Origin of the sequence: Proteiniphilum propionicum (genome assembly GCF_022267555.1) — a bacterium.
GTDB lineage: Bacteria > Bacteroidota > Bacteroidia > Bacteroidales > Dysgonomonadaceae > Proteiniphilum > Proteiniphilum propionicum.
This window is the reverse complement of the sequence record NZ_CP073586.1, coordinates 1,534,309-1,549,001: the sequence shown is the minus strand read 5'-3', so window position 1 is coordinate 1,549,001 and position 14,693 is coordinate 1,534,309. Positions and strand designations below refer to the sequence as shown.

Genomic DNA, 14,693 nt, shown 5'->3' with positions numbered 1-14,693 from the left:
TAAATCAAATACAATGTTAAACGTTTATAAATCATTATGCAAACCCATCAAAACACTTAACACCCTCCTGTTTACTTTCATCCAAAACATGGGCATAGATCATTGTTTCACTCAGTGAACTATGCCCTAAAATTTCTTGTAAAGCTGTGATATCTTTTGTTTTTGAAAGAAAATATGTTGCATAAGTGTGCCTTCCGGACTTGTGAGTAATGTGTTTATTTATCTCCAATTCTGTGGCTATCTCTTTTAAAAAACGATTCATCGTTTGATCTGCAGGTAGGCCTTGAAATATTTTACCTTTTTTTCTGGTGCCAACGACATTATGCACAATCATTTTGAGTGGTTCTGAAAGCGGAATCACAATCGGTTCTGGTTTTGAATTTCTGTTTTTTACGCGATAATATACAAATGAATCATCGGAATATTGTTCAAGTGTTATATTTCGAGAATCTGTTACGTGTAAAGATGAAAAGCACATGAACAAGAAAAACTCCAGAGTGCGATGATATTTATCTTCAAGTACACCTGCCTTATATGCATCAACAAGTATTCTCAGTTCATCTTCTGTTAGATATGTGAAGCTGGGTGTACCTCGTTTAATTTTGAAATTTGCAAAAGGGTTTTCATCCATGTAACCCATTTTATAAGCTGCCAAAACATACTTCTTAAAGATTGTAAGATTCTTATGAATAGTATTGTCATTATTCTTGAGCTCCTTCTTCAGATATATAAAATACCTATTGAGCCAGTCTTCAGTAATGTCATCAAAATGCAAATTTGGTTGATAATCTTCAACCTTTTTCAACACTGTTTTATGAGTGTAGTTTGTAGTAACCTCATTTCCGAAATTGATATTCTTTTTGTTTGCTTTGATGAATTCAAAGAAAGTTGAGTAGTCAGATGGGCGATTGTATGCACGCAGAAAAGAGTCGCGTGTGAGTGTTTTATTTCGTAATCTGTATTTTACAAATACATCATTGATTCGTGCACGTATGTTCTCTATCACTCGATTCTTATCGATGTAAGAAAGATCTGATCCTTTTACAATCATTTTTTTCTTATCCCAACTCTTTTTCTCACATCTAACTTTTGAGGAGAAGTGTACACGTTCACTCTTTACATAAAAGCTAAACCATACGATTCCTTCTGAGGAAGATTTGTATTCGCGTAAGTAAATATTCAGTTTTACCATTACGACGGTATGTTTTCGAGACAAATTTCGCTAACGGTTGGTAAGCGGTTTGTGTCATTATGGCTGTTGTGGTTTTTCAGAATTAAGGATAAGCCTTTCTGTACTTTATTAAAAGCAAAGTCGGTCATTGCCAATTTGACCGACTTAAAGACATTTGAGGTACCTGGCGGATTCGAACCGCCGTAAACGGTTTTGCAGACCGACGCCTAGCCACTCGGCCAAGGTACCGATTTTATGTAAAGCGGATGCAAATGTAGTGTAATTTTTTGAATTATAAAAGAGTTCACCCTTTTTTCTTTAACAATTCTATACTAATATAGACTATCGTGAATGCTATGAAAATGTAACAGTTAGGTAAAAAAAGTCACGGAACACAATATAAACCATTAACTATAAATAGAATAATAGCCATTAAACGCCAGCGACATATCTCATTGATTATATGATATTTAAATAAATATTTATTGAACTATTGCAAATATTTTAGAACAGGAAATTCATGAGAATAGTAACCTGAAAGCATCGCTTACTCTCTTCACTTGCATTATCTCTATGGACACCTTCTTATCAAATCCTTTCAGGTTGTTAGAAGGAACAAGTATGCGCGAAAAACCCAGCTTTTCTGCTTCCTGAATACGTTGCTCGATACGGTTCACAGGGCGTATTTCTCCCGATAGCCCCACTTCACCACAGAGACATGTGTCGCGATCGACCGTCATGTCGAGACTCGATGACAGAACGGCACTAATTATCGCAAGGTCCATACCAGGATCGTTCACTCTCAGGCCTCCTGCAATATTAAGGAAAACATCTTTTTGTGCGAGTTTGAAACCTGCACGTTTTTCCAAAACTGCAAGCAACATATTCATCCTCCTGATATCGAAGCCGGTAGCAGAACGTTGAGGCGTGCCGTATGCAGCTGTACTCACAAGTGATTGCGTTTCGATTAGGAAAGGGCGGATACCTTCAATAGCGGCAGCAATAGCAACACCACTCAACCCGTCATGGTTTTGTGAAAGTAATAGTTCCGAGGGGTTGTCTACCTCCCTCAGTCCAGTCTGATTCATCTCATAAATACCCAACTCGGCAGTACTGCCGAACCGGTTCTTAATCCCTCGCAGAATACGATACATATAGTGCTGGTCGCCCTCAAACTGCAACACAGTATCAACAATATGCTCAAGTATCTTTGGTCCTGCAATGCTTCCATCCTTGGTAATATGCCCGACAAGCAATACCGGAGTGCCAGATTGCTTTGCAAACTTCAAGAAAGAAGCAGCACACTCCCTTACCTGTGAGATGCTTCCCGGTGAAGACTCCAGAGCTTCGCTGTAAACAGTCTGGATGGAATCGATAATAAGCAGTTGCGGTGATGTTCTCTTCACATGCCTGAATATCTCATCGAGGTTGGTTTCACACAATATCAGGCAATCATCATTTTCAATTCCGATGCGTGCAGCACGAAGTTTCAACTGCCGAGCGCTCTCCTCTCCCGATACGTATAGAGAGCGAACATTTGATAGTTTCAGAATGGTTTGCAGTACCAGAGTAGATTTTCCAATTCCAGGTTCGCCGCCAATAAGCACCAGTGATGCCGGAACAAGCCCTCCTCCAAGTACACGATTTAACTCCGTGTCACACATATCAATGCGTGGTTCCTCGTCAGCCTTTATTTTACTCAACGGCAACGGATCGCTTTTAACTCCTTCAAACGAGCGGGCATCTTCATGTTTGTGCGCAGCATCTTTGCGTACCAGTTCTTCCTGGAATGTGGACCACTCTCCGCATGACGGGCATTTACCCATCCATTTAGGTGAATCATACCCGCAATTAGTACAAAAATATACTGATTTCAGTTTAGCCATTCTATAGTTGATTTAAATAGTAAAGATAGAAAAATTTATCCTATTTTTGTATTGCAACTAAAGTTAGATGTTCGCTCGCCGTAGCATAATCCAAATGAATTTGCCTTTTGCAAATACGGCTCAACGCGAATAGTGCAATTAAAGTCGGCATTTTTCTCGCGATGGCATAGCTCAAGCAAGCTTGCTATGCTCATTTCGCTTGACGAAAAAGTTTAAAAAAAACGAAAAATATGTCAGTAATACATTCATTGATCTCAAGATCACTCAATATCAACTTAAAGAACGTAGAAAGCACACTCAAACTACTGGACGAAGGGGCAACAATTCCCTTTATCAGCCGCTACAGGAAAGAAGTAACCGGTGGACTGGATGAAGTGCAGATAGCAAGTATCAAAGAACTGAACTTGAAATATCTTGAACTTGAAAAGCGAAAGGAGTATGTGCTTAAATCAATAACTGAACAGGAGAGACTAACACCGGAACTCGAAAAAAAAATTACAGAATGCTGGAGCACCACTGAACTTGAAGACCTTTACCTCCCTTTTAAGCCCAAGCGGCAGACACGAGCAGAAATTGCCCGCAAACACGGCTTGGAGCCACTAGCCAAGTGGCTTATGGCTCAGTATTTCAAACCAGTGGAAACGGAAGCCTTTAAGTACGTAAAAGAGGAGCTGCTCGATGCTGGATCAGTACTCAAGGGTGCTTGCGATATTATTGCCGAATGGGTAAATGAAGATGTGAATACCCGGCAGACAGTACGCAATATCTTTGCACGTGAGGCGGTAATAACTTCTAAAGTAGTGAAGGGGAAAGAGGATCAGGGAGAAAAATACAGAGACTATTTCGACTTCTCCGCCATGCTTTCGCGTTGTCCATCGCACAGGATTTTAGCGATCCGCCGCGGAGAAGCAGAGGGTTTTTTACGTGTTTCTATTTCTACCGACGATGAAAAATGTCTCAATACGCTGGTACTCCGTTATGCCAAAAACGATAGTGAAGCAGCCGATTATGTGAAAAAGGCTGTTATTGACGGTTACAAGCGTCTGCTCAAACCATCAATTGAAACGGAGTTTGCCAATCTCTCCAAAGAGAAAGCCGATGAGTCAGCTATAGCTGTATTCGCAGAAAATCTTCGTCAACTGCTCCTGTCACCGCCACTTGGACAAAAGCGCATACTAGGCATCGATCCAGGTTATCGCACCGGCTGCAAGCTGGTTTGTCTCGATGAACAAGGGAGCCTACTTCACAATGAAACAATCTACCCCCATCCTCCGCAGAACGAGTTTAGCAAATCGGCCGGCAAAGTGAGCAAGCTTGTCACTACCTACAAAATCGACGCCATTGCAATCGGGAACGGGACAGCAAGCCGTGAGACAGAGCGGTTTATCGCTAACCTGAGGTACGACCGTGAGATAAAAGTGTATGTGGTGAGTGAGAATGGCGCCTCCATATATTCGGCATCAAAGACAGCACGTGAGGAGTTCCCGGAATATGACGTCACGGTACGTGGGGCAGTATCTATAGGCAGGAGGCTTAGCGACCCGCTGGCAGAACTGGTGAAGATAGATCCGAAATCGATAGGAGTGGGACAATATCAGCACGATGTAGACCAGTCCAAACTGAAACAGTCTCTCGACCAGACTGTGGAGAGTTGCGTGAACCTCGTGGGAGTGAACCTCAACACTGCAAGCAAGCATCTGCTAATGTATGTATCCGGCTTGGGCGAGTCTCTGGCACAGAACATTGTGAATTACCGTACAGAGAATGGTATATTCCGTTCGCGGAAAGAACTGAAAAAAGTACCACGCCTTGGCGAAAAAGCTTTTGAACAGTGCGCCGGGTTCCTGCGTATTCCCGATGCAGAAAATCCACTTGACAATTCAGCTGTGCATCCTGAAAGTTATCCTGTAGTTGAGAAAATGGCTAAAGATCTGAAATCATCGGTCAGGGACCTGATCGGCAACAAGCAATTGATTGAGACTATCGACATAGACAGTTACAAAAACGATAAAACAGGCAGGGAAACACTCATCGATATCTTGCAGGAACTGGAGAAACCGGGGCGTGACCCACGAACAAAAGCTCAGGTCCTGGAATTTGATGCCAGTATCCGCACCATTGATGATGTGAAAGAGGGGATGACTCTTCCGGGAATCGTAACAAACATCACCAATTTCGGATGTTTCGTGGACATCGGAATAAAAGAGAACGGGCTGGTACATATATCTGAGCTGGCTGATAAATTCGTATCGAACCCAACCGATGTTGTTTCATTGCATCAGCATATCCGCGTGAAGGTGCTGTCTGTTGATTTGGAGCGAAAAAGAATTCAATTGAGCATGAAGAATATCGGTTAACAGAATAGGCCTGTAATTTACAAAAGGAAATATATAAAATATTGGCTCACACTTCATAAATCACCAATTAATCTCCAACTGCCTGTCAAACAGATTAAAGCTTTTCCGATGATGCCCGGTAATGCCGTACTTCCTGATAGCTGCACGATGTGCCTTTGTAGGATATCCTTTATTCCTGTCCCAGCCATAGAAAGGATATTCCTCGTGTAGCTGCCTCATATATTCATCCCGGTAAGTTTTTGCTAAAACCGAAGCAGCAGCAATGGAAAGGTACTTTGAATCACCCTTGATTACACAGGTGTATGGAGTATTCATATAGGGAGAGAAACGATTTCCATCAACAAGAATATGCTCAGGGGGTAAAGTAAGGCGAGATAATGCGCGGTGCATTGCTTTTACGGAAGCCCAAAGGATATTCATTTTATCAATCTCTCCGGGAGTGCATACTCCCAAAGCAAAGCTAAGAGCATTTTCTTCAATTACTGGGCGCAGTTCATCTCTTTGATTTTCGGACATTTGCTTTGAGTCATTTAGATAATCACAATGAAAATCAGCAGGAAGGATTACCGCTGCGGCAAATACCGGACCGGCAAGGCAGCCTCGTCCTGCTTCATCGCAACCGGCTTCCAAACGGCCAGGGCTAAGACATGGCAATAAACCAGCAAAAAGCTTCATTCAATCTCACTCTATCTCTTTAAAACAACTCAATCACCACATTGTTATCCTCTGGGGGAAAATCAAAAGCAAAGGAATTTATATCTGCTTCTCCTTCCATAAGTATGGCAAAATCACGAACAGCCGTCATCATTTCCATATCGGGCATCTCATCACCTCTTACATGAAGCAAGTTCATTTTCACAATCAAATCGGTAATCGTCTGTTTCATTTCACAGGACATCGTCAAGCCAATTCTATTCAGCCTGCCAAATACCACTCTACGGGTAATTCTCTCCAGCTTTTGTCTATACTCTTTATCAAGAAATGGATTTCCCGGCACAGAGGATATAAAACGAGTATCTATTGATAAGTTTTTGTTGGTCAATAGCATTATTCTATATGCAAAAGGATACTGTGCCAGACTTGCAGTCTCCACATCGTAAATTGTATTACCGGCAGAAGTGACTCTCAGTGTAATATCATTGGAGTGAAAATGTCCCGTAAAAACCACATTTAACCCGGCATCGGCCAGAAGATCAGCATTTTTCTGCCAATCCTTCACAAGATAATTTGGAAAAAAGGCTGCCTGATAAGGGAAATGCTCTACCAGTCCGTGGTGCATCATCCCCAAAATTCGAATATTTTTTTCTCTCGCTTCACGAACTATATCTAGCGCCCAATCCAAAGTTTGCGTGCGAATTGTGCCACCAGTAATAGAGCTCTTGCTACTCTCATCGTAACGGTTGGTATCTAAACATAGCAACCAGGTAGTTTCATTTATTTCAGCCAGATAACTCAAAGAAACATCATCTCTTTTCAATGCTCCTCCATAACCAAACAATGCGTATAGCTCAGCAAATTCTTTCCTGGAAACACTTTTTACCGGAGTAGGATCCATTCCTTTATAAGCTTTTGCATCTGGAACATTCACATCGTGGTTCCCTGGAATAACAAAAACACGTGTACCCTCATCTTGAAGCGGTTTTAGTTTATCAATAAAATCGATATGGCTTTGTTGTTCACCATTATTTGTAATATCGCCGGCTATAAGCAATATATCGGGTGCAACATCTTTTAATTCGTCAACAACCTTGTTCAGCACCTCATGCAAGTCGCCCACATTCCTGCCTGTAGCCTCCTCATAGGCATAGAGTGCATCACCTTTGCAAACAAGCTGTGGCGAGAGAAAATGTATATCGGTTATCAACGCTATCTTCAGCTGATCCGGATAGGCTGATGCGCGACAAGTAAAAATGACAACAAGAAAAGAAAGCATTGACAGGTAGCCTCTCATCTCCTGTTTCTGTTTAGTAAACATTTCATATCTTCAATCCACCTCTCAAACGGGCTGCATTCAATCTGCAAAAAACTGTTGGTAAGCTTTTTAAATTCAAAAGGAACCGACTTATACTTTCCCCACACATGTTCCACCAAATCGGGATAATCAATATAGGGATTACGGTTTCCCTGTATCTTGTACACCTCTTCATTCCTTCTAACCTCTTTACTGCTGACCGGATCATCGCGATGCCACTTTAAAAGTAGTAGGAGCGACCATTCACTGAATCCAGGATATCTGAGCCCACCAACCTGGTCTGAGCTCCAGTAGGGAATCCTGTCTTCATAGGCTGTTACAACATAGAGCAGAGACCGGGCAAAATCGCCCTTGTATTCATCAACTGGTTCAAAAATTGTTTTAGTATAGTCCCCGAAAGTGTTCCTTCCAACTTTTGAACCGTTAGAAGATTCCCAGTAGGTTATTCCTGCTTCTCCAAAAGGAAGGCTACCCCGTCGATTGTTAACGTAACCATCGGCAGGATAAATGTGAAATAGATCTGATTCCAATGATTTAGTACCGTTAAACCAGCTTAGAGGCATTATATGCTCACGGTTATAGCAATCACCCTCTTCTCTGTAGGAACCGCAACGGTCAGTAGTAAAGTCATAAAGGTATTTGGGCCCCCCATCCGATCTATCTGAATACATGTCCCATACTTTGTTATTCTTTCGTGTATCGGTTGTTTCAAATACCTTCCACAAATGAGAGTATGGAATCACTTTGGGATCCTTAATAATATTATATAATGCAGTCTTCAGTTCAGCACCACTCATCCCATCGGCTGCGGAATAATACCCTTCCGGAACCTGAGAGTAAAGAGTAAATCCAATCAGCAGAAAAACAGCAGTGAGAATCCTTTTACTAGAATACTCCATTTCTTATATGATACATGGTGCAAAATCGCACCGAATAAATGTCGGCCTAAATTGCAAATATAGTTATTTCATTTATTTGCGCCATACTCAAAACGGTAAAAAAACAGAAAAGTTAATCAGACAAAAGTCATATTCCTGCATATCAGGAGTTCAGTATTCTTTCAATCTCATCAATATCTGAACGGAAGCTTTTGTCAACATCATAGTAGTTTTTTACTGTATTACAAGCATGAAGTACTGTTGCATGATTACGGTTGCCCACCTGTACACCTATCTGGGAGAGAGATAACTCAGTGTGCTTTTTGATAAAAAACATTGTCACCTGGCGCGCCTGTACAATTTCCCGCTTTCGTGAGGCCGACTGAATAAGCTCATTTTTCACATTATAAAACTCAGATACCGTATCCTGTATCTTCTGTACAGTAATCCGTTTCCTCTCGAATTTTATACTTTGTTCCACCACCCTCCTTGCCAGCGCCATATCAATTTCACGATTGTTGATAATAGAATGCGCCATGAGTGATACAACTATTCCCTCCAGATCACGTACGTTTTCTGTCACATTTTCCGCAATATATTCTATCACATTATCAGGTATAGAGAGTCCGTCGGACAACACCTTGTTCTGAAGAATCTTCTTTCGCAGCTCCTTATCGGGGCGTTCCAGTTTTGTGGTCAAGCCCCATCGAAAACGTGTAAGCAGCCTCTCCTCAACCCCTTGCATATCCATGGGAGCACAGTCTGATGTCATAACCAACTGTTTGTTATTCTGATGCAAGTGGTTGAAAATATGGAAAAAAGTGTTTTGCGTTTTTTCCAATCCCGATAGTTCATGAATATCGTCAATCAGCAAGACATCAATACTCTGGTAGAAATTGATAAAGTCGTTTATTGTGTTGAACCGCCGAGCATCGGTATATTGAACCTTAAAGAGATGTGCAGACAGATATAACACCTTTTTTTCAGGGTATAATTCCAGCACTTTTGATCCGATTGCATGGCAGAGATGGGTTTTGCCCACACCAGAGTGCCCATGCACAAAAAGTGGGTTGAATGCAGTTTTCGCAGGATTCATAGCTACTGCCTCTGCTGCTGTTCGTGCCAGACGATTGCTCTCCCCCTCAAAAAAATTGAGAAAGGTGTACTTTGAATTTATCTGTGAATCGAACTCTGATGTCTCCACCCTGTCGAACGGGCTTGGCACTTTGGCTGAAATTTTTTTAGAAATGTTCTTTTCTACACCTGCTAAAGGTTTCCTCTCTCCTCGAAGCTCAACAGCGGTGTTACTTTCTGTTTCAACAAGTATACGATAGTTGAGGATAGTACCATCACCAATCTCCCTATAAAGGGTCTGTTGGATAAGATCAAGGTATTTGTCCTCAAGATACTCATAAAAAAACTGACTGGGGACCTGAACGGTCAGTACATTGTCAAGGTACTTTAAAGGTACAATAGGAAGAAACCATGTATTGAATGCTGGTTCGGGTATATTATCCCGAATAACTTTCAAACAGTTATCCCATAAAAGTCGGTAATCTTTATTCATTAGCACAAATGGTCTTTTTCTTTCCAGAAACTAAGTACAAATTTTCAAAAAAAAATTGAGAAAAAAAAATTGAGTTCATCAAGTGACTTTTTTCGCGAAAAAAAACACTATTTATCAACCCGATACAGGCATCTCATTATATGACAGCATATTAGTAAAACTTCTTGATCTAAACATGGCTGATTGACAACATGATATAAAAAGCATTAACACTCTTAAATTAATGCAAATATACTACATTTTTATTACCTATCTTCTGCTATACAAAGAGTTTCATCAATAATTGCCAAAAAAGACATTATTTAGAATGATTCTAATTAAATAATTTCTACAGTAACGAGATGAAACCTCTGAAACCTAGAATAAGCGCACTCTTACAGTCAAATACCTCTCCGGATTCTGACGAATATCTTCGAGCAGTTTTGAAGCAGTATCCAAAGTTACGCTCAAACTGTCATATAGTTTGGTGTCGTTCAAAAGCAGGCCCAATGAATTATCGTTACTGTTAAGCTTTCCGGTCAACAATTTTAGATTGTTTGCTGTTTCATCAATTGAAATAAAAGTAGTCTTAATATCCAATTGACTCAGCCCTCCGCTAAAATCTTTCAAATCGTTTGATACAGAAGCGAGATTATTCCCAATCTCTGGAAGTTCTTTTTCCAGTGAGCCTACGATACGGTTCAAGCTTGCACTTGAGTTGTTAAGTTGCTCTATTGTTTGGCCTATACCATTAATTGAACGTTCCCATGAAGGGTGTGACAAAATCTTGTTCAATGAAAAAAGGACAGAATCGATTCGCTGAATAATAGAATCGGCCATAGGCATCATGCCAGCAACATCATCCATAAGCCCTGTCTCTTTTCCCCCGGTAATTGTATCGCCAGGCTGAAGATAAACGCCTGATGGTGCCATAAACAGATTTACTGTTGATGCACCAAACATATCGATACCATATTCGAGATAACTACCTTCAGTAATCCTTATGCCTTCATCAAGATTAATTCCTACTGCAAATTGCATTGGTTCAGTGCTGATAATATTTATTGTGTTTATCAGTCCTATTTGATATCCTTTTACATATACGGGTGAAGAAATTAATAATTTCGATACATCCTCAAATACAGCATAATATTGATTCTGCCTTTTGAAAATATTTATCCCTTTAAGAAAATTAATTCCGAAATAAATCATGACGAGGCTTGTAATAAATGCCAGCCCTATAAGCGCACTCCTGTTTAAGTTTTTATTCATACGATTAAAGCTGTTTATTTTACTCGTTCCCCATTTTCAAACTCGATAATGAACGCATCTTTGAATTTTTTCTGGACATCTCTCAGTAATCTCCTCACCTCATCAGGATTATCGGTACTTCCGTATGTATATTTGTAAATTTTGCCGTCTAAATAATAATCAACAGGTTTCAACCCTTTAAATGCAGCTGCACCGTTTTCAATTTTTCGCGATGATGTTAGAAACTGAATTCTGAATTCTTTCCCGTTTTCAACAGCTGACAATGCATGCGAATCGGTGTCCTGTGAAACATTTTCCTGAAAACCACGTGTTCCTGTATTGGTGAATAGGTGGCTCTTTTTGTCATACTCTCTCTTATACTCTCTGAAGCCATTGTAAACTGACTGAGCCAAAGAGGACTGTCCTGCTTCACTCTTAAGGTATTTTTCATCCTGTCTGTTGCTTATATATCCCAATTCAACTAGAATACTCGGCATAGCCACCTCTCTCAGCACAAGGAATCCGGCCTGGCGTACATTTCTGTTTACCCTTTTAGAGTTTAACACAAGTTGATTCTGTACTAATGAGGCAAGACGTACACTCTGGTCAAGGAACTCGTTAGCCATAAACTCAAATATTATATATGACTCCGGCTCGTTAGGATTAAATCCTTCATATTTTATAGAATAGTCTTCCTCATACATTATCACAGCATTCTCAGCTTTTGCCACGTCTAGATTATCTTTACTTCTATGCAGCCCAAGAACAAAGGTCTCCACACCTTCAGGCGATGTCCTTTTTCTTTCGAGAGCATTGCAATGAAGAGAAATAAACAGATCGGCACGGGCCTTGTTAGCTATCTCCGCCCTTTTATTTAGTGCCACAAAACGGTCGCTGCTTCGTGTATATATAACATTAACATCGGGGTGATTGCTCTTAATGAGTTTACCCAATTTCAGTCCTACCGAAAGGACAATATCCTTCTCTTTTGAACTCTGCCCTACAGCACCCGGATCCTTTCCCCCATGGCCGGGATCTATAACAACTGTGAATTTACTGTTTTGAGCGAATATCTTATTTACATTGAAGAGTGAAACAGGCAAGCTCAGAAACAGCAAGAAAAGCAACTCTCTACAGTGTTTCATGTGAACCTCTTTTCTGCAAAAATAGACATAAAATTTATATTGAAAACAGTTATTCCGAATTCGCAAAAAGAATTTGCACAACTTTGAAAGAATTTAACAAGAAATAAGCCTCTGCCAAGGTAGAAAGGCATGAAAAAGGAAATAACCAGCAAAAAAATTGAGATGCCAATTATCTCACAGCCTCAGAAATTGTACTACGCAGACAGTCTTCAGCTAGTCAACTAAGGCATCAACTCAGCCAGCTTATCAAACAACTCGTTACCTCTCAAATTCTTTTCTATGATGATCCCCTCTTTATCCAAAAGTACAGTATGAGGAATACCATTAATAGCATACATATCAACCAATGGGCTGTCCCAATATTGCAAGTCGGACATCTGCGGCCAGGTCATATTCAAATCCTTTATCCCCTGAATCCAGTCAGCATGATTTTTGTCAAAAGATACACCTATAACTTCAAAACCTTTTTCCTTATATTTATCATAAGCGGCTACCACGTTAGGCATTTCATTGCGACAAGGGCCGCACCAAGAGGCCCAAAAATCCACTAACACATATTTCCTCTTTCCTGCATAATCAGAAAGTGAGACATCATCTCCTGAACTACTCTTCAACGTAAAATCAACAAATTTTTTCCCTACAGCTACATTTTCAACATTTTCCAGATGCTTCATTATTTTTTTAATTTTCTCTTTACCCTTAAAGTCATCATCTGCCAATGAAAGGATCTCTTTCTGCTGTTCAGGCTCAAACATTGAAGAAGAGTTCAGAAAAATATATTCTCCAAGCTCGTTCTTGATATTATCTTTTATAATGGTGAAAGTCAAATCAGCCAATTGACCTTCAATATTATCGTATGCTTTATTAATTTCAGCCTCCAGAGAGTCGGTCATCTCCCCGGCAGCCTTTGTACTGTTATATTGCTCTATCAGACTTTTTATTTCTTTCCTCAGAATATTCTGTTTCAGCCTGTAATCAGTATAGGCACTATTTATTTTAGTTCCCTTTACAATAATCACGGAATCGAACCTTACATCCAGCTTACCCGGTTCAACCAATATCGGTATTCCGCTTGCCTTCTGCGGATCAACTGATTCATCAAGTATAATAAAACGAAGCTCCTGAACATCAACGATTCCCGAAAAGGAAAACTTTCCGTTTTGAACTATTCCGCTATCAGTTATGATCATAGTATCATCTGCCATTTTTTGCAAATAGACATTTGTCCCTTCGTAAGCCACATCAGCAACAGTACCTTTTATTTTGTATTTGGCGTTGTTTTGGCATGACAGAAAAACGCCCGCTGCTAAAAACAGTAAAATTACTTTTTTCATCTTATATCTTTTTATAGTTAGACAGTAGCAAAGATATGTAAAAAGTCCAGACAAAGAAGGAACTTGCTAATTTTTTTGCACGGTTGCAATAATCAAGAATATTATTCGTTTAAATCATATATTTTAAGCTTCGCAAGAATTAAATATTATCTCATACAGCCTAATATAAGACATATAATAATAACCTGATATGGGTAAGTATCATAATAATAAATTTGAATTAATTGCCGGGGATACTCCCGGCAATGAGCCTTCAGAACTCACATTGTCCTTTTTAAGGCAATTTGCCAGAAGCCTTAAGGTGGAAAAATATCGGGGACTGCAGGTCAAGACACATGATGAAAACTGAATGAATGCGCCCTTTAAAGTAGAGACTCCATTTTACCGGAATAAAGATTTTTCCTATCTTTGAATTTCAAAAAAATAATTTTTTATAGCATATGAGCACAATGGTAGCACCGTCTCTTTTGGCGGCTAATTTTCTTAATCTGAAAAAAGATATTGAAATGCTGAACCGTAGCGAGGCAGACTGGATTCACCTTGATATTATGGACGGTGTTTTCGTTCCCAATATCTCTTTCGGTTTTCCCGTTATCAATCTCTTGCGAAAAATCACTGATAAACCATTGGATGCGCATTTGATGATTGTGCAGCCAGAGAAATTCACCAATGAGATTGCAGCTGCAGGAACTGCTTACATGAATGTTCACTACGAAACCTGCCCCCATCTTCACCGGGTTATACAGAGTATCAGGGCTAAAGGAATGAAACCAGCCGTTACTCTAAACCCGCATACTCCGGTATCTTTACTTGAAAATATACTTCCCGACCTTGACATGGTGTTGCTGATGTCGGTAAACCCCGGATTTGGTGGCCAGCAATTTATTGAACACTCCTTAAAAAAGGTTGACCAGTTAAAAAATATGATTCAAAAAATGGGCACCGCCACTCTTATCGAGGTTGATGGCGGAGTCAATCTTGAGACTGGGAAGAGGCTTGTGGATGCCGGCGCCGATGTACTTGTAGCCGGGAGCTTTATCTTTTCTTCTGATAATCCGGAGGAGGCAATAAGTCAGCTGAAGTCGCTTTAACGCCTCTTTAACCGGCCTTCATCTCTGATTTTTAAACTGCCTGCACCGTTTGTAAGCACCTG

The 14,693-nt window shown here is 40.3% G+C and carries 12 protein-coding genes and 1 tRNA gene; 3 read left to right on the top strand and 10 right to left on the bottom strand.

The annotated features are described in order from the left end of the window. Window positions 1-34 precede the first annotated feature (34 nt). From KDN43_RS06185 to radA, 3 genes are all read right to left on the bottom strand, one after another. Entirely contained in the window at window positions 35-1,192 is a 1,158-nt protein-coding gene (locus tag KDN43_RS06185; protein ID WP_238868824.1) for a site-specific integrase, read from the bottom strand. A gap of 157 nt (window positions 1,193-1,349) precedes the next feature. After that, window positions 1,350-1,420: transfer RNA gene (locus tag KDN43_RS06180), tRNA-Cys, on the bottom strand. Between the two features lie 269 nt (window positions 1,421-1,689). Continuing rightward, window positions 1,690-3,057, bottom strand: a complete 1,368-nt coding sequence (radA, locus tag KDN43_RS06175; protein ID WP_238868820.1) for a DNA repair protein RadA — start codon at window positions 3,055-3,057, stop codon at window positions 1,690-1,692. A 230-nt stretch (window positions 3,058-3,287) separates the two neighbouring features. Here radA and KDN43_RS06170 point away from each other — a divergent pair, with 230 nt between their 5' ends. Further along, window positions 3,288-5,414: a Tex family protein gene (locus tag KDN43_RS06170; RefSeq protein WP_238868819.1), complete on the top strand. Its 2,127-nt coding sequence runs from the start codon at window positions 3,288-3,290 to the stop codon at window positions 5,412-5,414. A 60-nt stretch (window positions 5,415-5,474) separates the two neighbouring features. On the opposite strand, the gene KDN43_RS06165 is transcribed toward KDN43_RS06170, so the two are convergent. From KDN43_RS06165 to KDN43_RS06135, 7 genes are all read right to left on the bottom strand, one after another. Next, a complete protein-coding gene (locus tag KDN43_RS06165; RefSeq protein ID WP_238868817.1) occupies window positions 5,475-6,089 on the bottom strand; it encodes a ribonuclease HII in 615 nt (204 codons plus the stop codon). A 19-nt stretch (window positions 6,090-6,108) separates the two neighbouring features. Beyond that, a complete protein-coding gene (locus KDN43_RS06160; protein WP_238868816.1) occupies window positions 6,109-7,389 on the bottom strand; it encodes a metallophosphoesterase family protein in 1,281 nt (426 codons plus the stop codon). Next, the gene (locus KDN43_RS06155; protein ID WP_238868814.1) at window positions 7,362-8,285 is read right to left on the bottom strand and encodes an HNH endonuclease signature motif containing protein; all 924 of its coding nucleotides are present in this window, start codon (window positions 8,283-8,285) and stop codon (window positions 7,362-7,364) included. The genes KDN43_RS06160 and KDN43_RS06155 overlap by 28 nt, the downstream gene beginning before the upstream one ends. A 142-nt stretch (window positions 8,286-8,427) precedes the next feature. Then, complete coding sequence (gene dnaA, locus KDN43_RS06150) at window positions 8,428-9,831, bottom strand: chromosomal replication initiator protein DnaA (RefSeq protein WP_238868811.1); 1,404 nt, start codon at window positions 9,829-9,831, stop codon at window positions 8,428-8,430. A 357-nt stretch (window positions 9,832-10,188) separates the two neighbouring features. Further along, window positions 10,189-11,082 (bottom strand): MlaD family protein, encoded by an 894-nt coding sequence (locus tag KDN43_RS06145; protein ID WP_238868808.1) that lies wholly within the window; start codon window positions 11,080-11,082, stop codon window positions 10,189-10,191. A gap of 14 nt (window positions 11,083-11,096) precedes the next feature. After that, complete coding sequence (locus tag KDN43_RS06140; protein ID WP_238868805.1) at window positions 11,097-12,206, bottom strand: N-acetylmuramoyl-L-alanine amidase family protein; 1,110 nt, start codon at window positions 12,204-12,206, stop codon at window positions 11,097-11,099. Between the two features lie 221 nt (window positions 12,207-12,427). Next, window positions 12,428-13,540: a TlpA disulfide reductase family protein gene (locus KDN43_RS06135; RefSeq protein WP_238868804.1), complete on the bottom strand. Its 1,113-nt coding sequence runs from the start codon at window positions 13,538-13,540 to the stop codon at window positions 12,428-12,430. A gap of 190 nt (window positions 13,541-13,730) precedes the next feature. On the opposite strand from KDN43_RS06135, the gene KDN43_RS06130 reads away from it, so the two are divergent. Continuing rightward, a complete protein-coding gene (locus KDN43_RS06130; protein WP_238868803.1) occupies window positions 13,731-13,889 on the top strand; it encodes a hypothetical protein in 159 nt (52 codons plus the stop codon). Window positions 13,890-13,980: 91 nt separating this feature from the next. Further along, window positions 13,981-14,631 carry a ribulose-phosphate 3-epimerase gene (rpe, locus tag KDN43_RS06125; RefSeq protein WP_238868801.1) on the top strand — a complete coding sequence of 217 codons (651 nt, stop codon included), beginning with the start codon at window positions 13,981-13,983 and terminating at the stop codon, window positions 14,629-14,631. Window positions 14,632-14,693: the final 62 nt, after the last annotated feature.

Coding starts and splice junctions, on each gene's coding strand:
- KDN43_RS06170 (WP_238868819.1), top strand. CDS start 3,288: ATGTCAGTAATACATTCATTGATCTCAAGATCACTCAATATCAACTTA.
- KDN43_RS06130 (WP_238868803.1), top strand. CDS start 13,731: ATGGGTAAGTATCATAATAATAAATTTGAATTAATTGCCGGGGATACT.
- KDN43_RS06155 (WP_238868814.1), bottom strand. CDS start 8,285: ATGGAGTATTCTAGTAAAAGGATTCTCACTGCTGTTTTTCTGCTGATT.
- rpe (WP_238868801.1), top strand. CDS start 13,981: ATGAGCACAATGGTAGCACCGTCTCTTTTGGCGGCTAATTTTCTTAAT.
- KDN43_RS06185 (WP_238868824.1), bottom strand. CDS start 1,192: ATGGTAAAACTGAATATTTACTTACGCGAATACAAATCTTCCTCAGAA.
- dnaA (WP_238868811.1), bottom strand. CDS start 9,831: ATGAATAAAGATTACCGACTTTTATGGGATAACTGTTTGAAAGTTATT.
- radA (WP_238868820.1), bottom strand. CDS start 3,057: ATGGCTAAACTGAAATCAGTATATTTTTGTACTAATTGCGGGTATGAT.
- KDN43_RS06145 (WP_238868808.1), bottom strand. CDS start 11,082: ATGAATAAAAACTTAAACAGGAGTGCGCTTATAGGGCTGGCATTTATT.
- KDN43_RS06135 (WP_238868804.1), bottom strand. CDS start 13,540: ATGAAAAAAGTAATTTTACTGTTTTTAGCAGCGGGCGTTTTTCTGTCA.
- KDN43_RS06165 (WP_238868817.1), bottom strand. CDS start 6,089: ATGAAGCTTTTTGCTGGTTTATTGCCATGTCTTAGCCCTGGCCGTTTG.
- KDN43_RS06140 (WP_238868805.1), bottom strand. CDS start 12,206: ATGAAACACTGTAGAGAGTTGCTTTTCTTGCTGTTTCTGAGCTTGCCT.
- KDN43_RS06160 (WP_238868816.1), bottom strand. CDS start 7,389: ATGTTTACTAAACAGAAACAGGAGATGAGAGGCTACCTGTCAATGCTT.